This window comes from Pseudomonas sp. MUP55 (assembly GCF_034043515.1).
Classification (GTDB): domain Bacteria; phylum Pseudomonadota; class Gammaproteobacteria; order Pseudomonadales; family Pseudomonadaceae; genus Aquipseudomonas.
Window position 1 is genome coordinate 3,455,563 of the sequence record NZ_CP138214.1, and the last position, 22,143, is coordinate 3,477,705.

The window sequence follows — 22,143 nt, forward strand, 5'->3', positions numbered from 1 at the left end:
TTCCTACGCTCTGCGTTGGAACGCCTCCTGGGACGCTCCGCGTCCCGCCAGAGGCCGCAAGAGACGCAGAGCGTCACAGGCTGCATTCCTACGCGGGAGCGTGGGAATGATCGGTTGAGCGTTGGGCTGGCTACCAGTCTCCTCCAGCCCCAGCAGCCCCAGAATCCGGCGTCGCAGGTCCACTCGATAAGACAGGATCGGCAGCGGGTCCAGGCGCGTGGCGTACTGGGCGCCGTAGCGCAAGGCAAACTCGCGCGAGCAGCCCCTCTTCCACCACCTTGGCGATGCGTGCGTAGTACTCAGAGGAAAAGCGCCCTAAGCTCAGATCGAACGGGTATTTATTAAACGTTTTTCAGATCATTAAGCTGGGCCGTCATAGAGAAAATCGAGCCCGCCATGTCCCTTCGTCGTCCTTTCGCTGTTGCCTTCGGGTTACTCACACTCTGCGTTGCGCTGAGCGCGCCCGCTCAGGAAACCGTACGTATCGGTTACCAGAAATCCTCGACGCTGATCACCCTGTTGAAAACCCAGGGCACCCTGGATGCGGCAACGGTGGAAGCGGCGAATGCGCACCGCAGTTACCAGGTGCAACCGGTGACGCTGGAGCAATTGGGTGAGCAGCAGAACATTGCCGATGCGTTCTTCAAGGCCGGGTTGTTGCCCAGGGCCGTGGGCGCCAAGGCTGTGCAGACCTGGCAGCCGTAAAAAAGCAACCTGTGGCGAGGGAGCTTGCTCCCGTGGCGGCCTCGCGGCCTATAGCTATCTGACTGATGCCGCGCGATTCAAATGTGGGAGGGGGCTTGCTCCCGATGGCGGCCTGACAGCCGACCAGGATATTGGATCAGAGCGAGTACATATCCGTTGCTGCGGTAACGGCGGCTTAGGGTTCCGCCCTTACGGCGGGTCACTTTTGGAAAAGAGCCCCAAAAGTAACCCAAAGGGCTCTTGCCCCACCACTCGGCACCTCGCTCACGCTCGGTGTGCCCGTAATCCGACAGTGATTTGGGGGGCCGCCGCCACGCGCCATCCATGGCGCGGGGCGGCTAAACCGGCATCCCTGCCGGTTTACCCCCCAAATCAATGTCGAATTCCGGCCAGCGTGGTTTAACGGGGCGCTTAAGATCAAGAGCAAGATCAAGAGCGGCTCGCTTCGCATCGTGGTTACCGTAGGCTGCTACAAAATTGTGTGATACCTATGCCTGGACTGACTGGCATTAGCCCAGGGCCGCCGTCTATTTTTCAACTCTGCACCACACCCGTCCCAAACCGCCGAATCGCCAGGCAATACCCCACCAACGCAAGCGCCGCCAGCAAGCCGCCCGCCGCGCCGATCCAGGCGAAGCCGAAGTGGCTGCCGACCCAACTGCCCATCAGCGCGCCGCCGCCGATGCCGATGTTGTAGATGCCGGAAAACATCGCCATCGCCACGTCGGTGGCGTCGGGGGCCAGCACCAGCACCTTGGACTGCATCGCCAGGCCAAACCCCATGATCGCCATGCCCCAAAAGATACTCAGGACCACCAGGTAGGATTCGGCACCGCTCAGCGGCAGCATCAGCGCCAGGCAGGCCGCGAGGAGGAACACGCTGCTGATCACGAAAACGTGCGGATTGAAACGGTGCACCAGGCTGAACAGCAGCGAGCCAATGATGCCGGCGCCGCCGAAGACCAGCAGGATCAGGGTGACCGCACTGCCGCCCAGGCCGGCGACACCTTCGACGAAGGGTTCGATGTAGCTGTAGGCGGTGAATTGCGCGGTAACGGTCATCGCCGTCAGCACGTAGAGCGCCACCAGCGCCGGGCGCTTGAACAGCAACGGCAGGCTGCGCAGGGAGCCGGAGTTCTGGCTCGGCAGCGGCGGCAAGGTGCGCGCCAGCCAGAAGACCAATGCCGCCGCGAACGCGGCGATCACCAGGAACGTGGTGCGCCAGCCCATGGCCTCGCCGAGCAGGCGACCCAGAGGGATGCCCAGCACCATCGCCAGGGACGTGCCGGTGGCGAGCAGGCCGAGGGCCTGCACCTGCTTGCCCGCCGGTGCCAGGCGCACCGCCAGCGACGCGGTGATCGACCAGAACAACGCATGGGCCAGGGCGATGCCGACCCGGCTGACCATCAACAGGCCGAAGCTGGTAGCCACGCTGGACAGGATATGACTGGCGATAAACAGCCCGAACAGCACGATCAGCAATTTGCGCCGCTCCACGTTACGTGTGAGCAGCATCACCGGCAGCGACGTCAGCGACACGATCCACGCGTAGATGGTGAGCATCAGGCCGACGCTGGCCACGGGCATGTCAAAGCTGGCGCCGATGGCGCTGAGCAGGCCGACCGGCACGAATTCGGTGGTATTGAACACAAACGCGGCCAGCGCCAGGGCGATGACCGGTTGCCAATTGGCTTGAGGGGTTGCGGCTGAAAGGCTCATTGACGGGCGAGGTACTCTGACGGTGATCAAACGGCCGCGCCGAACAGGCGGGGCCGTTGAACATTCTATAGGTTTCTCGCGCAGCTGTTGGCGCCGATCCCGTCCGGTTATCGCCGAGCCACTGCGTGCATTTGTCGCAGGGGCTCACATCAATCGGCGCGGCGTTAACGTGAGGCTATTTGCCCGTCGATAAAAACCGACTCACGGATCCACCTGCGTCATCAACTCGGGAATGCTTTCCGGGCGCTTCGCATAGCGCTGGGCCAATGCCGCGCACACCATCAGCTGGATCTGGTGAAACAGCATCAGCGGCAGGATCAGCACGCCCATGGTTGCCCCGGCGAACAGTACCTGGGCCATGGGCACGCCGGTGGCCAGGCTTTTCTTCGAACCGCAGAACAGGATGGTGATGCGGTCCTCCTGATTGAAGCCGAACGCCTTGCCCAGCAGCGCGGACGCCACCAGCACCAGCGCCAGCAACACGCAGCACGCCACTACCAGCCCACCCAGCTCCCACAGCGGAATCTGGTGCCAGATGCCTTCGTTGACCGCTTCGCTGAAGGCGCTGTAGACCACCAGCAAGATCGAGCCTTGGTCGACGAACTTGAGCCAGGCTTTATTGCGCCCGACCCAGTCGCCGATCCAGCGCCGGGCGATCTGACCGGCGACAAAGGGCAGCAGCAGCTGCACGCTGATCTTCAGGATGGCGTCGACCGTGGAGCCGCCATCGCCGTGCACATTGAGCAGCAGGGTCACCAGCAACGGCGTCAGGAAGATACCGAACAGGCTGGAGGCCGCCGCGCTGCAGATCGCCGCCGGGATGTTGCCGCGCGCCAGGGAAGTGAAGGCAATCGCCGATTGCACGGTGGCCGGCAGCGCGCAGAGGTAGAGCATGCCCATGTACAGGTCGGTGCCAATCAACGGCGACAGCACGGGCTTGAGCGCCAGGCCCAGCAGCGGGAACAGCACGAACGTCAGGCTGAACACCAGCAAATGCAGGCGCCAGTGCCCGGCCCCGGCGACGATGGCGTCACGCGACAGCTTGGCGCCGTGCAGGAAGAACAGCAGCGCAATGGCCAGATTGGTGACCCAGCCGAAGGCCACGGCAGTCTGGCCGCTGGCGGGCAGCAGCGAGGCGAGAATGACCGTAGCGATCAGGGTCAGGGTGAAATTGTCGGGCAGGAAACGAGGACGGGTCATAAGCAAATCTTCCAGGGGTTGCCAAGAGCGTACTGGCGACTCTAACGTAACCCTCTTTTACCGACTAACGCCAATGAGCCAGTAAATGCCGCCTAAAGGACATGACAAAACCGTGCGACGCACTGTGCCCGGGCTGTCCAGCCTGCCACGGCCGGTGTACGGGCGCACCGAATCGTTGCCGAATCGGGCGCTGACGCGGCGGCACAGTCACCCGTGGGTGCAGTTGTCCTATGCGATTTCCGGAGTGCTGGAGATCCAGACCAGCGCCGGCCGCTTCGTTGCGCCGCCCCAGCGTGCGGTGTGGATTCCAGCGGGCATGCCCCATCGCGTGTACAGCTCGCCCCACACCGAGATGCGCAGCCTTTACCTCGATTGCCGCGTCACCGCGTGGGCGGCCGAGCGTTGCCAGGTGCTGGCGGTGAGCAGTTTGCTGCGCGAGTTGATCCGCAGCTTCAGCGAGCTGCCGGTGGAATATGCCGAGGATGGCCCGGACGGTCGCCTGGCCCAAGTGGTGCTGGACCAGCTTGCCGCAGCGCCCCAAGTGGATTTGATGCTGCCCTTGCCCCATGACCCGCGCCTGCGCCAGATTTATCGCAGCCTGAGCCTGCACCCGGAGCAGCAGACCACCTTGGGTCAATGGAGCGGCAAGCTGGGGGTGAGTGAGAAAACCCTCAGTCGTCTGTTTCTCGGTGACACGGGGCTGACGTTTCGCGCGTGGCGCCAGCGCCTGCGACTGCTCAGCGCCCTGCCCGCCCTGGAGCAAGGTGAACGGGTGACGGATGTGGCGTTGAGCTGTGGTTATGAATCGACTTCGGCGTTTATCAATGCATTTCGCCAGCAGTTCGACGCCACACCCGGTGAATTTTTCCGCTGACGTTGCTCGGCTAACCCTGCGTAGGGTTCAAAAAATCCCCAAACACGCGCTCGGCTGCTATTGTGCCGCGCTTTGAAAGACCGCTACCGACTTGCGAGGAAATGGACGTTGAACACTGACGAAAAAATGACCGGGGACCTGTTCGAGGTTGATAAACGCCTGTCACTCAAGCCCGTGGTGGACTTCAACGCCTACCTGCGCAGCGCCTTTGGGGACGGCCCGTGCACCTGCATTCGCTGCAGCGCCAGCGGTGGCGATGAAACCGGCTATGCGTTCCAGCACACCTTTGATTTCGACGGCAAGCCCACCCACCGCCGCTTCGCCTCCACCGCAGGCAGTGATGTGCTGATGGCGCTGAAGAAAGCCTGGTTGTCCTACACCAAAGCGGATTTGCCGCTTAGCGGCGTGTTGGCGCTGGATACGGTGAAGGAGTTTGTTGAACCACAATTGCACAAGCGCCTGGCACCGCTGTTTCTGGCCAGTGGGTTGGTCAGGGATGTCGATGACCAATTGCACATTCAGCCACAAGCATTGACTTGAACGCACTTCAAATGTGGGAGGGGGCTTGCCCCCGATGGCGGTGAGCCAGCTAAGCATTGGTTGGCTGACACACCGCTATCGGGGGCAAGCCCCCTCCCACATTGGTTTTGTATTAGCAGATTAAAAACCGGGAACGCCTTGCAGGCGGATCTCGGGAGACAGTTCTTCCAGCGGCTCGGTCAGCGGCCGGTCGCTGTTACCTGGCACCAGAATCACCTTGCGGCACTCTTGCTCGCACTTGTCGAACAGCTCATACCGCGCGCCGCCTGTCGCGGTGGCGGTGACGCGCAAAAATGATGTCGTGGGGCTGCTCGATAATCGGGTCAGGTACCGTATCGACCTGCACTTTGTGGGCGCCTTGGTAAGTCATCACTGATAAATGATCGCCTTGAGCCTGAGCGGTCAGCGCAGGCGTGTGACAGTGAGCGCCACCACGGCGATCCGCTCGACGCGTTCATAACCCGGTTTATCGAGTTCTTCACCGAAGACGTCAGGGTCCAGTTCGCGGTAGGTCCAACCATAGGCGTCGCTGGTCAGCAATGGCTTGACCGCGTCCAGGAAAGGATCGCCGCCGGCCACCATGGCCACGCCGGTATACAACACCAGGCTACCGCCAACGGCGAGACGCCCGACGGATTCGCTGACGATGCGCACCGACAGCTGTTCGCCCAGCGCGCCGCCGCCATGGCGGTAGGCACGCTGACGGTCGTCGTTCATGTACGGCGGGTTGGCGACGATCAAGTCGAATTCGCCTTCGACGCTGGTCAGCACATCGCTCTGGTACACGCTGACATTGGCCAGGCCGGCCAATTCGGCGTTCACCGCCGTCAGGCGCAACGCACGCGGGTTGATGTCCACCGCCAGCACTTGGGCGTCGTGTCGCGCATGGGCGATGACCAGCGCGCCGACGCCGGCCCCGCAGCCAATGTCTACCGCGCGTTTAAGCAGCTCGAAACGCTGCTGCAGGTGCGCTTCGATAACCTGGGCAAATCGATAGCTGTCGGGGCCGAAAAACACCGCGTCCGCCTCGACGGTGGGAAAAGGTGAATGGGCAAACAGCAAGTCATCCAGGCTCGACCAGCGCACCGTGCTGCGCCATAGCGCGTCGTGTTTTTCGATCACCTCGGCTCGCTGCAGCTCGTCACGAAACGCCTCGGGCAACAGCTCGTCATCGAACGGCATCGACCAGCCAAACACATCGCGCTGGTTCGTCGCCAAGGGTGTCGTCAGGCGCCGGAACACGCGTTCGTGGGTCAACGGCGTGGGCGTGATAAACCGGTAGCCGTTCTCCTTCAGGCTTCGGCCCAGGTTGAGCAGGGCACGATCAGCCAATTGTTGTGCAGACATTAACGACTTCCTTAGCGCAGGCGCGCGCGCAGTTGGATAAAACGGCGAGTGGCGTACAACCCTGCCGGGCAGCAGTGGCGCCGCGCCGACATCCACGGGATCAGCGTGCCCAGCTGTTGCTCATCGGGCAGGTTCCACAGTGAATCGGCCAGCGCCTGGGTGTCCGGATCAGCCGGACGGTGCTGCTCGCGGGTGAAACGGCTGCCGCGTCCCGGGCGCACCGGCGGCACGCGCTTGGCGCCGATCCAGTCACCGGCGATCCAGTCGTGCAACACCTGTTTTTCATAACCACTGAACACGCCGAACATGGCGGCGCCTGCGCCTTCGATCAGCTGCCAGAAGCGGCTTTCGGTGGGGTCCTGGTTACGTTTGATCCAGCCCTTGTCCTCCATCGCCTTGAGGAACGCGCCGATCTGCCCGGGCTTGGCCAGCCATTGGTTGACGGTCTTGCCTTCGAAGCGGCAATAGTCCGAATGCATGTGCTGGCCAAAGGTGCGTTTGCGTTCGAGCATGGCAACCACTTCTTCCTGCAGATCGAACTGCTCGATCACCGCAGTGGTGCCGGGACCGAGGTCGTTGAGGCGATAGCCTGCGGCAACGCGACGGTAGAACGCTTCCCTGCCCTCGCCCAGCGGCAGCAGGTTCAACACCGATTGCGCGGCTTTGGCGGCGTGGCCACTGCTGGGGTTGTCGATGGTCACGTGGAGGGTGAAGTAATAGGGGTCGATGCCCAGCTCGCTCAGTTCGTAAGCGGTGATCAACAGGTGCAACGGTAACTGCTCATAGCCGAGGTTGTAACCGATGATCTCCGGCAGAAACTCATCGGCGCACAGGCCCAGGGCCAGTTGCAGAGCGCCCTGCAGATAGTGCTCATCCTCAAGCCCGGCCTCGCTGTCGGCGTCGTGCTCGCTGAGCAGTTTGCGATAGATCACCACGTGGTTCTGTGCGGCTTCACCGTCGCCCAGTTCTTCCAGGTAGGTGGTGAGCAGGCCGTCGAAACGCTGGTCCTGCCAATAGTGCAGCAGGCCGTAGAGCCAGGCGCCATCCACCTGCTTGGTCGGCGCCACGCGTTGCAGCACATACAAGGCGTGCGCCTTGTTCTGGAAATAGCGACGGGGGCGGCCTTGCTGGCGCTGCTCCAGGTACTCGGCATAGGCCTGGGCCACGGCGGCGCAACGCTGTTCGACCCAGGCCGGCAGATCTTCGGGCGAATCGGGCAGGTCGCTGGCGCTCGTTTCTACCTGGGCCAGTTGGTCCTGCAGGTATTCCCGCGCCAGTTCCAGGGCATCACAAGATTCGCCATACAACTGTTGATAGACCCGTTGATGGCGACCCTGGGCCGCGTCGGTAACAGAGGCCGGTTGGCCCGACAGCGCTGTGAGAAGTGTCATGGTGGCAGTTTCCGCAAAGTCCGTTACAACGGACCACCCAGCTAGGCGGCCCCGCAAAAGCGCTTTGAACCACGCGCTTATAGAATGCAGAGCCTTGGAGGGTGCGAAAAATTCAAATGAGGTTGGGAAAGGAGGGATAAGCGGTCGCGATGTATTGCTGGTAACGCCTCTCACCGAGAGGATGCGAGGTTCGGGAAAGCCTCAAGGATATTCTTGCCGGGCGTGTAATACGTTGACGATCTCGATCCGTTCTGCGGACACTCGATACACCAACACATAATTCGGGTGGACGACGACCTCGCGAGTCCCAGGCACACGACCATTCGGATACAGATAAGGATGCTCCGTCAATGGTAAAGGCGCACCTTCAAGGCGGGTCTTGAGGCGTCGTGCAGCGCCAGGGTTTTGTGCTGCGATAAAAGTCACGATTTCAATCAGGTCGCTAATGGCCTCATCAAGCCAAACAACGGGCAGCATCAGACTTTCGCCCTCTGTTTACGCTCCGCTTGCTCAATGATCGCTTCAACCCTCGCCATGACTTCATCATGAGGCACGCCGGGGCCGGGATTGGTCAGGCTTTTTTCGACTTTTTTACGAAACCAGAGATCATGGCTACTCGCCTGCTCTTCGGTTTCAAACTCCGAAACAATTGGGGAAAGTGGAACAGCCATCAGGTCACCTCCTGTATGAACGCTCAGCAGTTTAGTCGCAACCCGGCGGGCTGTCTTGAGCCACCAGATGAAATGCAGGCGAGCTTACCCGCAAGATTAAAAATGGCACACAAGGTTCCGTTCTGTTCCAAGTAATGTGGGAGGGGCTTGCCCCCTCCCACACTGGTACTCAGCGCATTGCGCAGCCCTTTTATTTACGCGCTGCCTCCCACTGCTTGAGCAGGTCGTTGTAGTTCACGGTCTCACCTTTAGGCTTCTCGTTCGCCAGTTTTGGCTTCGGCGCGCCAGGCTGGTCGAACCAGTATTGCGCGTCACGCTCGGGGTTCATTTTCGGGCCGCACACCGGCTGGACCTTGGAGCGTTCCAGGCGCGTCATGATCGCGTCCTGTTCCTTGGCCAGGTTGTCCAGTGCCTGCTGCGGGGTTTTCTCGCCGCTGGCGGCGGCGGCGATGTTGCTCCACCACAGTTGCGCCAGGCGTGGGTAGTCCGGCACGTTGGTGCCGGTCGGGGTCCATTCGACCCGCGCCGGGCTGCGGTAGAACTCCACCAGGCCGCCGAGTTTGGGCGCCAGGTCGGTCATGGCCTGGGAGTTGATGTCGGACTCACGAATCGGCGTCAGGCCGACGATGGTCTTCTTCAGCGACACGGTTTTGGAGGTCACGAACTGCGCGTAGAGCCAGGCGGCGAGTTTCTGTTTTTCCGGCGTCGACTTGAGGAAAGTCCAGGAACCCACGTCCTGATACCCCTTCTTCATGCCCTTCTCCCAATACGGCCCGACCGGCGACGGCGCCATGCGCCATTTCGGCGTGCCGTCGGCGTTCACCACCGGCAGGCCCGGTTTGGTCATGTCGGCGGTAAACGCGGTGTACCAGAAGATCTGCTGGGCGATGTTGCCCTGGGACGGCACCGGGCCGGATTCGGAGAAGGTCATGCCCGCCGCTTCCGGTGGCGCATAGGCTTTCATCCAGTCCACGTATTTCTGCGTGGCGAATACGGCAGCCGGGCCGTTGGTGTCGCCGCCACGGGTCACGCTGGAGCCCACCGGGTGGCAGTCCTCCACGCGAATGCCCCACTCGTCCACCGGCAAGCCGTTGGGCAGGCCCTTGTCGCCGCCACCGGCCATGGAGAACCAGGCATCGGTGAAGCGCCAGCCCAGGGACGGGTCTTTCTTGCCGTAGTCCATGTGCCCATAGATGCGCTTGCCGTCGATTTCCTTGACGTCTTCGCTGAAGAATTTGGCAATGTCTTCATAGGCCGACCAGTTCACCGGCACGCCGAGGTCATAACCGTACTTTTCCTTGAACTTGGCTTTGAGCTCCGGGCGCTCGAACCAGTCGGCGCGGAACCAGTACAGGTTGGCGAACTGCTGGTCGGGCAGCTGGTAGACCTTGCCGTCCGGGGCGGTGGTGAATGACAGGCCGATGAAGTCCTTGAGGTCCAGGGTTGGCGAGGTGAAGTCCTTGCCTTCGTTGGCCATCAGGTCGGTGATGGATTCGGTCTTGCCGTAGCGAAAGTGCGTACCGATCAGGTCCGAGTCGTTGACCCAGCCGTCATAGATGTTCTTGTCGGACTGCATCTGGGTCTGCAGCTTTTCCACCACGTCGCCTTCCTGCAGCAGGTCGTGGGTCAGCTTGATCCCGGTGATTTCGCTGAAGGCCTTGGCCAGTACCTTGGATTCATACTCGTGGGTGGTGAGGGTTTCCGACACCACGTTGATCTTCATCCCACGGAACGGTTCGGCGGCCTTGATAAACCACTTCAATTCCTCCAGTTGCTGGTCGGCCGTGAGGGTAGACGGTTTGAACTCGCTGCCGATCCACTTTTTCGCCGCATCTTCATACGCATCGGCCCAGGCCGAAGCGCTCAAACCACTGAGGGCCAGTACGGCAGCCAATGAAATGCTATGTCGCAGCTTATTGTTTTTATTCAACATAGAGACCTCCTGGTTAATTTCGAACAGGGCTATCAAATACCTCCCCCTGTAGGAGCGAGCTTGCTCGCGAAAAACCCACAGACACCGCGCACTACAGGAGCACCGCGTTATCGTTGACGATTTTCGCGAGCAAGCTCGCGCCTACACGAAGGAGTCGGTGCTAGCCCCAGCGCATCACACTCAACAGCCACACCAGGGACAGCGCGGTCGCTACCCAGATGCTCCAGCCGGTGGCGCCGATTACCAGCAAATGCAGGTAGGCGCTGCCGAGAAGACCGATAAACAGACGATCACCACGGGTGGTGCTGATCGGCAGAAAACCCCGCCGAGGGATACTCGGCGAGCGCAACTCCCAGGTGGTCATGCCCGCCAGAATCAGCGCGATGCCGCCAAAGAACAGTGCAGTGGGGGTGGTCCAGGCCATCCATTCCATCGTCGATTCCTCTAGACCCGGCCCAGGGCAAAGCCCTTGGCCACGTGGTTACGAACAAACCAGATCACCAGCATGCCCGGCAGGATGGTCAACACCCCCGCCGCTGCCAGCACGCCCCAGTCGATACCCGAGGCCGATACCGTGCGGGTCATCACCGCCGCGATGGGCTTGGCGTTGACCGAGGTCAAGGTGCGCGCCAGCAACAGTTCGACCCAGGAAAACATGAAGCAGAAAAACGCCGTAACGCCGATGCCTGAACCGATCAACGGGATGAAAATCTTCACGAAGAACTTGGGAAACGAATAGCCATCAATGTAGGCGGTTTCGTCGATTTCCTTGGGTACGCCGGACATGAACCCTTCAAGGATCCACACCGCCAGCGGCACGTTGAACAGACAATGGGCGAGTGCCACCGCGATATGCGTATCGAACAGGCCGATGGACGAATACAGCTGGAAAAACGGCAGCAGGAACACCGCGGGCGGCGCCATGCGGTTGGTCAGCAGCCAGAAGAACAGGTGCTTGTCGCCCAGGAAACGGTAGCGCGAAAACGCGTAGGCCGCCGGCAAGGCCACGCTCAGGGAAATCACCGTGTTCAAGCTCACGTAGTACAGCGAGTTGAGGTAGCCGGTGTACCAGCTCGGGTCGGTGAAGATCACCTTGTAGTTGGCCAGGGTGAAATCCTGGGGAAACAGGGTCAGCCCGCCGAGGATTTCGGTGTTGCTCTTGAACGACATGTTCAGCAGCCAGTAGATCGGCACCAACAGGAACAGGATGTAGATCAATAATGGAACCAGCTTGCGCTTGCTCATGTTGGCGACCTCAGCGGTTGGCGTCGGAGTGGGTCATGGCGGTGTAGAACAGCCAGGACACCAACAGGATGATCAGGAAGTACACCAGCGAAAATGCTGCCGCCGGGCCGAGGTCGAATTGGCCTACGGCCATCTGGGTCAAGGTCTGACTGAGGAAGGTGGTGGCATTCCCCGGCCCGCCGCCGGTCAGTACGAACGGTTCGGTGTAGATCATGAAGCTGTCCATGAAACGCAGCATCACCGCGATCAACAGCACGCTTTTCATCTTGGGCAGCTGGATATGTCGGAAAACCGCCCAGGCCGATGCGCGATCGATCCGCGCCGCCTGGTAGTACACATCCGGAATCGCCCGCAGCCCCGAATAGCACAGCAACGCGACCAGTGAGGTCCAGTGCCACACGTCCATGACCAGCACGGTGACCCAGGCGTCCATGGTGTTGGCCGCATAGTTGTAGCTGATGCCCATGGCGTTGAGGCTGTAACCGAGCAGGCCGATGTCGGCGCGGCCGAAGATCTGCCAGATGGTGCCGACCACGTTCCACGGAATCAGCAAGGGGATTGCCAGCACGATCAACACCAGCGACGACCAGCGGCCCTTGGTCGGCATGGTCAGGGCGATGGCGATGCCCAGGGGGATTTCGATCAGCAGCACGCAGGCCGAATAGATGAACTGGCGCAGCAGCGAATCATGCAGCCGCGGGTCGAGCAGCACCTGCTTGTACCAGTCGGCACCGACGAAGTAGCGGCTGGACTGGTCAAAGATATCCTGCACCGAGTAGTTGACCACCGTCATCATCGGGATCACGGCGCTGAACGCCACCAGCAGGAATACGGGCAGCACCAGCCACCAGGCCTTGTTGTTCTGCACCTTGTTCATGGCTGCACCTCCAGCAGGTAATCGTCGGCGTAGAGCATCAGCCATTGCGCGGGGAAGCTGATGCAGGCTCGGCCTTCGGGCACCGGTTTGTCTTCGGCCAGGCGCACTTTGAGCGTGGCGCCATCAAGGTTGAGGGTCATGATCTTGTAGGTGCCGAAGTCTTCCACGTGAGTGACATCGGCGTGCAAGGCGTCAGGGTTGTGCTCGTCCCACACATGGATGAATTCCGGGCGAATACCCACCTGCAGTTTCTTGTAGTCGGTGGCGTTGAGGCGTTGCTGCAACGCCTCGGACAGCGGCAGCAGCGTGTTGGCAAACCGCACCCCGCCCGCCTCGGCCTGCACCTCGATCAGATTCATCCCAGGGCTGCCGATGAAATAGCCGACGAAGGTGTGGCTCGGCCGCTCGAACAATTCCCGCGGCGTACCGAACTGCACGATCTGCCCGCCGTACATCACCGCGATTTTATCGGCGAAGGTGGAGGCTTCGAGCTGGTCGTGGGTGACGTAGACCATAGTGATATTGAACTGCTCGTGAATCTGCTTGAGCTTGCGCCGCAGTTTCCACTTCAGGTGCGGGTCGATCACCGTCAGCGGCTCGTCAAACAGGATCGCCGACACGTCGTCGCGCACCAGGCCACGGCCCATGGAGACTTTCTGTTTTTCGTCGGCGGTGAGGTTGCGGGCTTTTTTGCTCAGCAGGTTCTGCAGGTCGAGGACCTCGGCGATTTCCTGCACCTTGCTATGAATTTTCGCCTCGGCCATGCCCTGGTTGCGCAGGGGAAACGCCAGGTTATCGAACACCGTCATGGTGTCGTACACCACCGGGAACTGGAACACCTGGGCGATGTTGCGCTTTTCCGGAGTGAGGTCGTTGACCACCTGGGTATCGAACAGCACCTGGCCTTCGGACGGGCTGAGCAGGCCGGAAATGATGTTGAGCAAGGTCGACTTGCCGCAGCCCGACGGGCCGAGCAAGGCGTAGGCACCGCCCTGCTCCCACACGTGGTTCATCGCCCGGATAGCGTAGTCTTCCGGGCCGCTTGGGGTCGCGCTGTAGCTGTGCGCCAGGTTCTGCAAATGGATCTCGGCCATCAGGCAACCCTCGCGACACGGCGCCCGGGGGCCTGGACCAAACGGCCCTGGCCATCGAACACAAACAGTTTATGGGTGGGGATATACACGCGGATCGGCGCGTCGACGTCGTACTCATGCACCCCCGGCAGGTGCAGCACCAGCAGGAAATGTTCGCTGCGCACGTGCAGGAAGGTTTCCGAACCGCTGATCTCGGCGACTTCCACGGTCACGGCCAGCTCCAGGTCGTCGTCGTTGCTGGGCACCAGGCTGATATGGCTGGGGCGCACGCCAAAGCGGAATTCACCTTCGCCGATGGGGCGCAGGTCGACGTTGAGCGGGAAATGCACGAAGTTGGCGAAACTCACTTCATTGCCGCTGATGCGCCCGGGCATCAGGTTGATCGGCGGTTCGGAAAACAGCTCGGCAGCCAATACGCTTTGCGGCTGGTGATAGACCTCGGCGGCCTTGCCGCTCTGAATCACTCGGCCTTCGTGAAGAATGGTGGTGGTACCGCCCAGCGCCAGGGCTTCGTTGGGCTCGGTGGTGGCGTAGATGGCGATGGTGTGGCGCGCCTTGAACAGTTCGCGCATTTCCTGACGCAGTTCTTCGCGCAGCTTGTAGTCCAGGTTGACCAACGGCTCATCGAACAGAATCAGCTCGGCGTCTTTGACCAGCGCTCGGGCCATGGCCGTACGCTGCTGCTGGCCGCCGGACAGTTCCAGCGGGTGGCGTTGCAAAAATTTCTCGATGCGCAGCATTCGCGCCGTTTCCAGCACCTTGCTCTGGATCAGCTCGTTGGCCACACCGGCCTGGCGCAAGGGCGAGGCGATGTTTTCGAACACCGTCATGGTGGGGTAGTTGATGAACTGTTGGTACACCATGGACACGTTGCGCAAGCGCACCGGTTTTTGCGTGACGTCCACACCGTTCATCAGGATGCGGCCGCTGTCGGGCTTGTCCAGGCCGGCCATCAAACGCATGAGGCTGGTCTTGCCGGACAGGGTGCGGCCGAGCAAAACGTTGAAGGAACCGGCTTCGAAACGCAGGTTGGCATCGTCGATCCAGGTTTGGCCTTCGACAACGCGGGAGACATGTTCCAGGGTCAATGACATGACACGACCTTTTTATTATTGGAATGAATCTGGCCAGTTGTCAGAGCGAGTTCCGTGCCAGAAATGGCAGGTGGTTGATCCGTAAGGAAATGGGGTGAATGCGCTGTTCGGGAGTGAACAATTTGACTGATCAACTGAACAGTCAGGGGGTTGACAATGAACAGTTCTGAACAACACTCTTTGGACCCCGATTGATTGATCAATACAGATCAACTGTGGGAGGGGGCTTGCCCCCGATGGCGGTATATCAGTGACAAAAGTGCTGACTGACCCACCGCTATCGGGGGGCAAGCCCCCTCCCACATTGACCTGGTTACATCCATTGAATTGTGCAAGACCCCAAAACAATAAAAATGAAGGTCAACACATGGCCGAACCACTGACTCACGACACCATCATCCAGGACTCCTGGCGCCGCTGCCGCGCCTTCGGCCTGGACCACCAGAGCGCGCCCAGCTTCGACCAGTTACCCGCCGAGGGCATTCGCCAGTTGCTGGAGAGTCAGCATTCACTGGTGCAGACCACCCATCAGGAAGTGCTGCCCTACTACGAAAACATCCTGAGCAATTCCAACTGCCTGATCATGCTGGCCGACAATCAGGGCCAGGTGCTGACCTCGTGGGGCACCCAGCGGTTTATCGAGCCGCGGCTGGCCCGTGGTTTCAGCGCAGGCGCCAGCTGGATGGAACACGCCAGCGGCACCAACGCCATCGGTACCGCATTGGCCTGCGCCCAGGCCGTGCATATCGAGCACGACGAACACTTCCTCAAGGCCAACCGCTTCATGACCGGTTCGGCAGCGCCGATTTTCGACGCCCAACGCGAGATCATCGCGGTGCTGGACGTCTCCAGCGACAGCTACCTGCCGCCCTCCCACACCCTGGGCATGGTCAAGATGATGAGCCAGACCGTGGAAAACCGGCTGATCCTCAACCTGTTTCGCGGCGAGCATTTCCAGCTGACGTTCAACACCGGCCTGAGCAACCTCGACAGCCAGTGGGCAGGCCTGCTGATTTTCGACGAAAGCGGCCAGGTGCTGTCGGCTAACCGGCGTGCGGACAACCTGCTGGGTATCAGTCTGTCGCGGGTGATGATCGACAGCTTGTTCAAGGTCTCGCTGCTGGAGTTGCTCAATCAGCCGGAGGGCCTGCCGTTCTCCCTGCAAGCGGCGGGACGCAATCGTTTCCAATGCCTGCTCAAGCGGCCGAGGCAGACGCCAGTGCAGGCGCGGATGTTCAACCCACCTGCGCCGGCCAAGCCCGCCGCCGTCAGCCTCACCACCCTGCATTTTGGCGATGCACGGGTGGAAAAAGCCGTGCGCCAGGCCGAACGTCTGCTGGAAAAAGACATTCCGTTGTTGATCCACGGCGAAACCGGCGTGGGCAAAGAGGTGTTCGTCAAAGCCCTGCACCAGGCCAGTTCCCGCAGCCAGCAGGCATTGATCGCGGTGAACTGTGCGGCGATTCCGGCTGAGCTGGTGGAATCGGAACTGTTTGGCTACGAAAAAGGCGCGTTCACCGGTGCCAACCAGAAAGGCAGCATCGGCCTGATCCGCAAGGCCGACAAGGGCACGCTGTTTCTCGATGAAATCGGCGACATGCCTTTACCCACCCAGGCCCGGCTGCTGCGGGTGCTGCAGGAGCGTTGTGTGCAACCGGTGGGCAACAGCGAGGTGTTCCCGGTGGACTTGCGCATCATCTCGGCCACCAACCGAGCGCTACGGGAACTGGTGCAAGCCGGGCGCTTTCGTGAGGATTTGTATTACCGCATTGGCGGCCTGACCCTGGAATTGCCGCCATTGCGCGAGCGCAGCGACAAGCAGGCGCTGTTCCAGCAACTGTGGCAGCAGCACCGCGACCCCACGCAGTGGGCCGGGTTGAGCGCCGAGGTGCTCAAGCTGTTCGAACAGCATCCGTGGCCGGGCAATCTGCGTCAGGTGAGCAGTGTGTTGCAGGTGGCGCTGGCGATGGCCGAAGAACAGCCCATCCGCCCGGAGCACCTGCCCGATGACTTTTTTGTGGATTTGCTGGGGCCGACACAGGAGCCCGCCAGTGAGCGTCTGGATGACAGCGTCGACCTGACGCAGCGCTTGAAGGCGGCGGGCGGCAACATATCCCACCTCGCCCGCGAACTGGGGGTGAGCCGCAATACCCTGTACAAGCGCCTGCGTCAGAACGAAGGCTGAAGCAGCGCGCTGGCGCACGCCTACCGATACCGCCTCAGCGCCAACTCCATGAGACGCCGGTGTAGATACCGCGGCCATCGGCTGGCGTGGAGCGCGCCACATCCACGCCCTTGTCGTCATAGCCTGGCGTGACGGTGTTGGCATAGCGCCGGTTGGTCAGATTGCGCAGGTCGACCCAGGCCTGCCAGTCCTGCCTGGGCGCATCGTAGCCGAACGTGGCGCCCAGGGTGGTGTAAGCCGCCGCGTAGTAAGAGTTGGCGTAGTCCACCGCCACCCGCGAAGCGTGCTCGCTGTTGAGGCTGGTGTAGAAGCCGGTCGGGTGGCTGTACCGCAACTGCGCCTGGTAATAGTGCTTGGGGATGCCAGGCAAGGTATTGCCACCGAAACGCTCATCGTCGCGGTAGTGGAAATCGCTGAAGGTATAGGCTTGGCGCAGCGCCAGCTGGCCGTCGCGTCCGCCGTCCCACAGCGGGCTGAGCAGGCTCAGCTCCACGCCCTGGTGCACGGTGGGGCTGGCATTGGCTTCGGCGACGATGGCATTGCTGGTGGCTGTCTGGGCCTGGGTTTCCACGGTCAGCAGTTCGTGGCGCACCTCGGAGCGGTACAGCGCCAGGTCCCATTGGCCAAGCCAGGCCTCACCGCGCCCACCGACTTCCAGCGTCGTAGCGCTCTGATTGCGCAGCTTCACGCCTTCACGCTGCAAGCCGGTGGCCGCGCCACTGCCGGGGCCGAAATACTTGTTGGAACCCCAGATCATCGACCAGGCGTGCGGCGGCTCGACCGAACGGCTCAGGTTGCCGTACACCTGCAATTGCGGGGTGAAGTCATAGCGCAGGCCAATGCGTGGCGCGTAGTCCCAATCGTGCTGGCTGATCGGTGCCTGGCCGTCCGGGTAGGTGACCTGGGTTTCGCGGCGGGTGTAGATCGCGGCCAGGCCGGTGGTCAGCCACAGGTCGGGCACCAGCTCCAATTCGTTGCCGACGTGCAGCACGGTGTCCGAACCCAGGTAGGTGTAGTCACGGGTCTTGGTGCCGGGTGCGAAGCCCGCTGTGTTGCCCGCCGGGGTGCGCACGTACTCCGAGGCGCCATTATTCGGCATCGCCTGAGTGGTGCGCAGGCCGAGCGTGGTGTTGCTGGCGTGGCCGAACAGGTTGTCTTGGCGAATGTAATTCAGTGTGCCGCTGATGTCGGTATAGGCGACTTTCAGGCGGTTGGTGCCTTCGCGCAGGTCCATCGGGTAGTCGTGATAGGCCAGCCCGACTTCGACCCGTGAAGCATCATCCAATTGCAAGGTGGTCTTGTTGGCGATCCAGGTGGAGCCCGGTTGCAGGCGCTTGGAGTCGCGGGCGGCGTTGAGGCTGTTGGCGGCACGCGGGTCATGGCTGATCTGGTAGCGCGTGAGCTTGCCCGGGGTGTCGTTGTTGGTTTCGCGGTAACGAAAATAGAAGCGCGTTTCCAGGTCCGGGTTGAAGCGGTAGCCGAAGTTGGCCGCGACGCCCTTGCCGGTGCCGGCGCTCTGGTGCTGGAAACCGTCGGACTGCGAATCGGTGAGGCTGATGTAGTAATCGGCCTCCCCGAGCACCTGCCCGGAACTGATCTCGCGCTGGGCGTAGCCACGGCTGCCCGCCTCATAGCGCACTTGCAGCTTGGGCGCGTCAAGACCGGTGCGGGTGACGTAATTGACAGCGCCACCCAGGGCCAACGCGCCCTGATCGAAACCGTTGGCGCCGCGCAGCACCTCCACCCGGCTCTGCCATAGCGGGTCCTTGAGCTCGTAAGGCGTACCGCCGGGGCCGGTGAGCGGCAGGCCGTCGAACATTTCGTACAGCCCCGAGCCATGGGCACCGGGGCTGCGGTTCAGGCCCGAACCGCGAATGGACAACTTGACCCCTTCGTTGTTCGCCGCCTTGGCGTAGACCCCGGCCTGGTATTTGAAGACGTCCTCATTGGTGCTGATTCGCCCTTGCTGCACGCTGTTCATGTCGATGAAATTAGTGCCGCCGGGCACGCTTTTGAGCTGCGCCTGGGCGATGTCGCCGGCGCTGGCCTGGTCCGTGGTGACTTCGACCGGTGCCAATTGCAGGCTGTCGGCCTGTACCAGCGAACTGAGGGCCAGGGTGGCGAATAGTAGCGGAGGTTGTCGCAACAGCATGGGCGGGTCCTTGAAAGACAGGGCGTGGACGGCAGCGCCGGCACGCGAACAGTCATGGGAAGGCGCCCACACCTGTCAGGTCACGCGCGCATGGGATTCGCTGTTAAGTCCAAAATCGAATTAACAAATGAAAACTCAGTATTTAAAGAAATAACCGCTACGCCTTACTGTGGGTCATCGAACCACTCCATCGCGAGAGCCTACCCATGCAAACATCCGCCACCCTCATCGACTTCACCCTCCACCGTAAACGCCGCCAGGCACGTGCGGCGGCCCAGTTGATGTGGGCGATGTACGCAGCGCGTGCAGGGCTGGCCGTGTTTACCGCGCACGCCACGACAAACAGCGATACCCGCCAGGCGTAAGGCCGATGAATTTCCTTCACGCCATTCCCGAACCACCTGAGTCGCTGCCCACCCCCAGCACCGACGATGACGTGATCAGCCTGTGCGTAGCGCACAACCTGCAACGCCTGCGCAGCAAGCGCCACCTGTCATTGGACGGGTTGGCGCGGGCCTGCGGCGTGAGCCGTGCAATGCTGGCGCAAATCGAGTCCGGGCGCAGCGTGCCGTCGATCAAGGTGCTGTGCAAGATTGCCAAGGGCTTGAAGGTGTCGGTGGCGGCCTTTCTGGAAGATCGCGCGTTCGAGGGCGTCGAAGTGCTGCCGGCGCGACAGAGCAAACGCCTGGTGAGCGCTGACGGAGCGTTCGTCAGCCGGGCGTTGTTCCCTTTCGACAGGGCACGTCAGTCCGAATTTTATGAAATCCGCCTGCGAGGCCTGGGGGAGGAAGTCTCCGAGGGGCACGGTCCGGGCATCCAGGAAAATCTGGTGGTCGCCCAGGGGGTGCTGGAGGTCAGCGTCAACGATGAGCGCTACTTGCTCTCCACCGGCGATTCGATTCTGTTTTTCGCCGACCAGCCGCACCGCTATCGCAACCCGGCTGACAGCGAGGCGGTGGCATTCCTGGTGATCATCTACCCGGAACGCCTGGACTGAATGCAAAAAAGCCCCGACCATTCGGGGCTTTTTTTTGACAGGCGAGCTATCAGCAGGTGCAGCACATCATCGGCATGCCGTTGCAGCTCATCATCATCGGCATGGCGCAGTCGTTCATCATCTTGTTCATCAGCATGCAGCAGTTTTCCATCATGCCCATGCTCATGCCCGACATCGGCATCATTTTGCACATCATGCTGTCACCCTGCAGGGTGCACTCCATCACGCATTTCATCATGCCCATCGGCATCGGCATGTTCATGCTCGACAGCATGTTCATCGCGTCCGCCGACATGCACATCATGTTCATATTAGCGCACTGCATCATCATCGGCATGCCGCAGTTCATCATCATCGCCATCATCTCGGCGCTGGTCTTGAACTGGGCCATGTCCATGCCTGCGGCGGGTTTCATGGTGCACATCATGGCGCCACCGGCCATTTCGCACTGCATGGTCGCCATCATCATGGGCATGCCCATCATCGGCATCATTGGCATGGAGGTGTTCATCGGCATCTGCATTGCGTTCATCATGTTCGAAACTCCGTAATCGACAGGAAAGGCCAGGTTCTGGCGCCGATTCTAGAGCCGCCAGGCAACCGCGCAAGACGCTGGCAGAGCAGCAGGATTGGATGTTCCAGGGGCGACTTGGCGGGTTTGAACACGCGCGAAAACCGGCATCACGACGATACCGATGCTGTAGCGGCAGAACACTCCACGGTAGTTTCGAAATGGACGCGATGGATATTCGAACCAGGAACTTAAATATTCCAGATGGAAATAAACGGTCTAACTCTGGGCGAATGGATCAAGCGCGCACCCCGTTGACCGGCAATGCAAGCGTTTGCATCAGATCGTCGGCGTCCGAACCGATGGGGAACCTGAACCCATACATCTCATCGGTGGCCAGAATGCCGGCAAGCGCACCGCATAGTTGCGCCTCCGTTGGCGAGTCGCGCAACAGTTTATGCGCGGCAAGTAATACATCCGCCGCGACCCCTTGGGCACTGGCGGCGTCGATGACAGCAAAAAGGATGAATCGCAGGCGGATTTCGCGATCAGTAGGCCAAACCGTTTTTCGCTTACCCAAGGTAGGCACTCGTGTTTAAGAAAAGTCCGAGGCTAGGGCTGACCGGGGGCGTGTTTCAAGCGGTCCAGGGCATGATAGGCACCTTCCTACAGAGGAAAGAGAAACACCGCACCCCGCGGGCCTGTCCCGGCAGCGAACACGTCACTGCACCGGCAAGAAATTCATCAGCAGCAGACTTTGCGCATAGTTGAGGCCGATACGTCGGTAGCGCTCATCGAGTATCTGGGTGAGCAGGTCCAGGCGCGCGACGATCTTGCCGAACTCGACGGCAAAACTGAGGTTGCTGCCCTCCTCCGATATTTCGTTGGAAAACAGCAGCAACACGCCGTTTGCGTCCTGGCGCTGGCCGAGCAGCCAGGTGGCTTTCTCGATATTGCGTGCCGCGTTGCTGACAAACTGCGGGTTGATCGAGTCGGTCACGTAGAACTGCGTACGCCCACCGTGTGCGGTCACGAGCATGCTGCCGATGGCGTAGATGAACGCCCCCACTCGATCGCCGCGAAACTCCGGGCTCAAGGAGTAGCTCAAGGCCGCCAGGTCACGCCGCTCACCCAGGGCAGGCAACGGCTGACGGTTTTCGATAGCCTGGCGAATAGCCCGCGCGGCGCTCACCGCATCCGGGTAACCGGACTGGCGCCACTGGTTGGGATTGCGCAGGTAAAGCTTGCTCATCAGCAGATACAGGCTTTGCAGGTTGTCGCGCATGCCCAGGGTGGCCATGCGGTCCACGCTGGTTTGAAAAAACTCATCCGGCTTGCCATCGCTGAACTGCCTGGCGATGTCGCGCCCCTGTTGCTGGCTGCAACCGACGGCACACAGCGCGAGCATCGCAGCCAGCAACGACGGCCATCGGGTGATGAATACAGTGAACGTTCGATGCATCGGTTCCGGGTCTGTGTCTGTTGGCCAATCGCAGGAGTCGCGTGGCAGAGACAGAGGTAGATCAGGAAAATCAAAAAAAGTGCAGCACCACGGGTTTAGATAAGCATCGGACTACAGGCGCGGCCGTCCACTATTAAACCTGTAGA

Annotated in this window: 22 protein-coding genes and 2 pseudogenes; 7 read left to right on the forward strand and 17 right to left on the reverse strand. The window is 61.1% G+C overall.

The genetic code is table 11. The annotated features are described in order from the left end of the window. Positions 1-111: 111 nt before the first annotated feature. A pseudogene (locus tag SC318_RS27095) lies at positions 112-301 on the reverse strand (LLM class flavin-dependent oxidoreductase); the annotation flags it as partial. A gap of 230 nt (positions 302-531) precedes the next feature. Here SC318_RS27095 and SC318_RS15405 point away from each other — a divergent pair. Then, a pseudogene (locus SC318_RS15405) lies at positions 532-705 on the forward strand (ABC transporter substrate-binding protein); the annotation flags it as partial. A gap of 534 nt (positions 706-1,239) precedes the next feature. On the opposite strand, the gene SC318_RS15410 reads toward SC318_RS15405, so the two are convergent. Together SC318_RS15410 and SC318_RS15415 are read right to left on the reverse strand one after the other, a co-directional pair. Continuing rightward, positions 1,240-2,424 carry a sugar transporter gene (locus SC318_RS15410; protein ID WP_320427490.1) on the reverse strand — a complete coding sequence of 395 codons (1,185 nt, stop codon included), beginning with the start codon at positions 2,422-2,424 and terminating at the stop codon, positions 1,240-1,242. A gap of 201 nt (positions 2,425-2,625) precedes the next feature. Beyond that, positions 2,626-3,624 carry a bile acid:sodium symporter family protein gene (locus SC318_RS15415; RefSeq protein ID WP_320427491.1) on the reverse strand — a complete coding sequence of 333 codons (999 nt, stop codon included), beginning with the start codon at positions 3,622-3,624 and terminating at the stop codon, positions 2,626-2,628. An 85-nt stretch (positions 3,625-3,709) separates the two neighbouring features. Between SC318_RS15415 and SC318_RS15420 the strand changes: the two genes are divergently transcribed. Both SC318_RS15420 and SC318_RS15425 read left to right on the forward strand, forming a co-directional pair. Continuing rightward, a complete protein-coding gene (locus SC318_RS15420) occupies positions 3,710-4,498 on the forward strand; it encodes an AraC family transcriptional regulator (protein WP_320427492.1) in 789 nt (262 codons plus the stop codon). A gap of 108 nt (positions 4,499-4,606) precedes the next feature. Further along, complete coding sequence (locus SC318_RS15425) at positions 4,607-5,038, forward strand: hypothetical protein (protein WP_320427493.1); 432 nt, start codon at positions 4,607-4,609, stop codon at positions 5,036-5,038. 120 nt (positions 5,039-5,158) lie between these two features. On the opposite strand, the gene SC318_RS15430 is transcribed toward SC318_RS15425, so the two are convergent. From SC318_RS15430 to SC318_RS15480, 11 genes are all read right to left on the reverse strand, one after another. Further along, positions 5,159-5,329 (reverse strand): hypothetical protein, encoded by a 171-nt coding sequence (locus SC318_RS15430; protein WP_320427494.1) that lies wholly within the window; start codon positions 5,327-5,329, stop codon positions 5,159-5,161. A gap of 111 nt (positions 5,330-5,440) precedes the next feature. Then, positions 5,441-6,385, reverse strand: coding sequence for a methyltransferase (locus SC318_RS15435; protein WP_320427495.1), 945 nt, complete (start codon positions 6,383-6,385; stop codon positions 5,441-5,443). Between the two features lie 11 nt (positions 6,386-6,396). Then, entirely contained in the window at positions 6,397-7,776 is a 1,380-nt protein-coding gene (locus SC318_RS15440; RefSeq protein ID WP_320427496.1) for an iron-containing redox enzyme family protein, read from the reverse strand. A gap of 201 nt (positions 7,777-7,977) precedes the next feature. Beyond that, on the reverse strand, positions 7,978-8,253 hold the full coding sequence (locus SC318_RS15445; RefSeq protein WP_320427497.1) for a type II toxin-antitoxin system RelE/ParE family toxin: 276 nt from the start codon (positions 8,251-8,253) through the stop codon (positions 7,978-7,980). Next, entirely contained in the window at positions 8,253-8,447 is a 195-nt protein-coding gene (locus SC318_RS15450) for a type II toxin-antitoxin system RelB family antitoxin (RefSeq protein WP_320427498.1), read from the reverse strand. Before SC318_RS15450 ends, SC318_RS15445 begins: the two co-directional genes overlap by 1 nt. 190 nt (positions 8,448-8,637) lie before the next feature. Further along, the gene (locus SC318_RS15455) at positions 8,638-10,380 is read right to left on the reverse strand and encodes an ABC transporter substrate-binding protein (protein WP_320427499.1); all 1,743 of its coding nucleotides are present in this window, start codon (positions 10,378-10,380) and stop codon (positions 8,638-8,640) included. Between the two features lie 160 nt (positions 10,381-10,540). Next, complete coding sequence (locus SC318_RS15460; protein WP_124387064.1) at positions 10,541-10,813, reverse strand: DUF2160 domain-containing protein; 273 nt, start codon at positions 10,811-10,813, stop codon at positions 10,541-10,543. An 11-nt stretch (positions 10,814-10,824) separates the two neighbouring features. Next, positions 10,825-11,625: a carbohydrate ABC transporter permease gene (locus tag SC318_RS15465; protein ID WP_124387065.1), complete on the reverse strand. Its 801-nt coding sequence runs from the start codon at positions 11,623-11,625 to the stop codon at positions 10,825-10,827. Positions 11,626-11,635: 10 nt separating this feature from the next. Beyond that, positions 11,636-12,502 (reverse strand): carbohydrate ABC transporter permease, encoded by an 867-nt coding sequence (locus SC318_RS15470; protein WP_124363238.1) that lies wholly within the window; start codon positions 12,500-12,502, stop codon positions 11,636-11,638. Further along, on the reverse strand, positions 12,499-13,596 hold the full coding sequence (locus SC318_RS15475; RefSeq protein WP_320427500.1) for an ABC transporter ATP-binding protein: 1,098 nt from the start codon (positions 13,594-13,596) through the stop codon (positions 12,499-12,501). Before SC318_RS15475 ends, SC318_RS15470 begins: the two co-directional genes overlap by 4 nt. Further along, entirely contained in the window at positions 13,596-14,690 is a 1,095-nt protein-coding gene (locus SC318_RS15480) for an ABC transporter ATP-binding protein (RefSeq protein ID WP_124387067.1), read from the reverse strand. Before SC318_RS15480 ends, SC318_RS15475 begins: the two co-directional genes overlap by 1 nt. A gap of 367 nt (positions 14,691-15,057) precedes the next feature. On the opposite strand from SC318_RS15480, the gene SC318_RS15485 reads away from it, so the two are divergent. Beyond that, positions 15,058-16,875, forward strand: coding sequence for a sigma-54-dependent Fis family transcriptional regulator (locus SC318_RS15485; RefSeq protein ID WP_320427501.1), 1,818 nt, complete (start codon positions 15,058-15,060; stop codon positions 16,873-16,875). A 34-nt stretch (positions 16,876-16,909) separates the two neighbouring features. On the opposite strand, the gene SC318_RS15490 is transcribed toward SC318_RS15485, so the two are convergent. Then, positions 16,910-19,027: a TonB-dependent receptor family protein gene (locus tag SC318_RS15490; protein WP_320427502.1), complete on the reverse strand. Its 2,118-nt coding sequence runs from the start codon at positions 19,025-19,027 to the stop codon at positions 16,910-16,912. Between the two features lie 206 nt (positions 19,028-19,233). Here SC318_RS15490 and SC318_RS15495 point away from each other — a divergent pair, with 206 nt between their 5' ends. From SC318_RS15495 to SC318_RS15505, 3 genes are read left to right on the forward strand one after another with little or no spacing between them, the layout of a single operon-like run. Further along, positions 19,234-19,392 (forward strand): hypothetical protein, encoded by a 159-nt coding sequence (locus SC318_RS15495; RefSeq protein ID WP_320427503.1) that lies wholly within the window; start codon positions 19,234-19,236, stop codon positions 19,390-19,392. 5 nt (positions 19,393-19,397) lie between these two features. Beyond that, positions 19,398-20,024: a helix-turn-helix domain-containing protein gene (locus SC318_RS15500; RefSeq protein WP_320427504.1), complete on the forward strand. Its 627-nt coding sequence runs from the start codon at positions 19,398-19,400 to the stop codon at positions 20,022-20,024. A gap of 56 nt (positions 20,025-20,080) precedes the next feature. Further along, positions 20,081-20,575: a hypothetical protein gene (locus SC318_RS15505; protein ID WP_320427505.1), complete on the forward strand. Its 495-nt coding sequence runs from the start codon at positions 20,081-20,083 to the stop codon at positions 20,573-20,575. A 258-nt stretch (positions 20,576-20,833) separates the two neighbouring features. On the opposite strand, the gene SC318_RS15510 is transcribed toward SC318_RS15505, so the two are convergent. Then, positions 20,834-21,115: a hypothetical protein gene (locus SC318_RS15510; RefSeq protein WP_320427506.1), complete on the reverse strand. Its 282-nt coding sequence runs from the start codon at positions 21,113-21,115 to the stop codon at positions 20,834-20,836. A gap of 141 nt (positions 21,116-21,256) precedes the next feature. Beyond that, positions 21,257-21,997 carry a hypothetical protein gene (locus tag SC318_RS15515; protein ID WP_320427507.1) on the reverse strand — a complete coding sequence of 247 codons (741 nt, stop codon included), beginning with the start codon at positions 21,995-21,997 and terminating at the stop codon, positions 21,257-21,259. Between the last annotated feature and the right edge of the window lie 146 nt (positions 21,998-22,143).

What these genes read in the sequence shown, in the direction of transcription:
- SC318_RS15435 (WP_320427495.1), bottom strand. Translation starts at nt 6,385, where the DNA reads ATGTCTGCACAACAATTGGCTGATCGTGCCCTGCTCAACCTGGGCCGA.
- SC318_RS15460 (WP_124387064.1), bottom strand. Translation starts at nt 10,813, where the DNA reads ATGGAATGGATGGCCTGGACCACCCCCACTGCACTGTTCTTTGGCGGC.
- SC318_RS15450 (WP_320427498.1), bottom strand. Translation starts at nt 8,447, where the DNA reads ATGGCTGTTCCACTTTCCCCAATTGTTTCGGAGTTTGAAACCGAAGAG.
- SC318_RS15445 (WP_320427497.1), bottom strand. Translation starts at nt 8,253, where the DNA reads ATGCTGCCCGTTGTTTGGCTTGATGAGGCCATTAGCGACCTGATTGAA.
- SC318_RS15485 (WP_320427501.1), top strand. Translation starts at nt 15,058, where the DNA reads ATGGCCGAACCACTGACTCACGACACCATCATCCAGGACTCCTGGCGC.
- SC318_RS15480 (WP_124387067.1), bottom strand. Translation starts at nt 14,690, where the DNA reads ATGTCATTGACCCTGGAACATGTCTCCCGCGTTGTCGAAGGCCAAACC.
- SC318_RS15410 (WP_320427490.1), bottom strand. Translation starts at nt 2,424, where the DNA reads ATGAGCCTTTCAGCCGCAACCCCTCAAGCCAATTGGCAACCGGTCATC.
- SC318_RS15455 (WP_320427499.1), bottom strand. Translation starts at nt 10,380, where the DNA reads ATGTTGAATAAAAACAATAAGCTGCGACATAGCATTTCATTGGCTGCC.
- SC318_RS15420 (WP_320427492.1), top strand. Translation starts at nt 3,710, where the DNA reads ATGCCGCCTAAAGGACATGACAAAACCGTGCGACGCACTGTGCCCGGG.
- SC318_RS15465 (WP_124387065.1), bottom strand. Translation starts at nt 11,625, where the DNA reads ATGAGCAAGCGCAAGCTGGTTCCATTATTGATCTACATCCTGTTCCTG.
- SC318_RS15490 (WP_320427502.1), bottom strand. Translation starts at nt 19,027, where the DNA reads ATGCTGTTGCGACAACCTCCGCTACTATTCGCCACCCTGGCCCTCAGT.
- SC318_RS15440 (WP_320427496.1), bottom strand. Translation starts at nt 7,776, where the DNA reads ATGACACTTCTCACAGCGCTGTCGGGCCAACCGGCCTCTGTTACCGAC.
- SC318_RS15495 (WP_320427503.1), top strand. Translation starts at nt 19,234, where the DNA reads ATGCAAACATCCGCCACCCTCATCGACTTCACCCTCCACCGTAAACGC.
- SC318_RS15470 (WP_124363238.1), bottom strand. Translation starts at nt 12,502, where the DNA reads ATGAACAAGGTGCAGAACAACAAGGCCTGGTGGCTGGTGCTGCCCGTA.
- SC318_RS15475 (WP_320427500.1), bottom strand. Translation starts at nt 13,596, where the DNA reads ATGGCCGAGATCCATTTGCAGAACCTGGCGCACAGCTACAGCGCGACC.
- SC318_RS15515 (WP_320427507.1), bottom strand. Translation starts at nt 21,997, where the DNA reads ATGCATCGAACGTTCACTGTATTCATCACCCGATGGCCGTCGTTGCTG.
- SC318_RS15500 (WP_320427504.1), top strand. Translation starts at nt 19,398, where the DNA reads ATGAATTTCCTTCACGCCATTCCCGAACCACCTGAGTCGCTGCCCACC.
- SC318_RS15415 (WP_320427491.1), bottom strand. Translation starts at nt 3,624, where the DNA reads ATGACCCGTCCTCGTTTCCTGCCCGACAATTTCACCCTGACCCTGATC.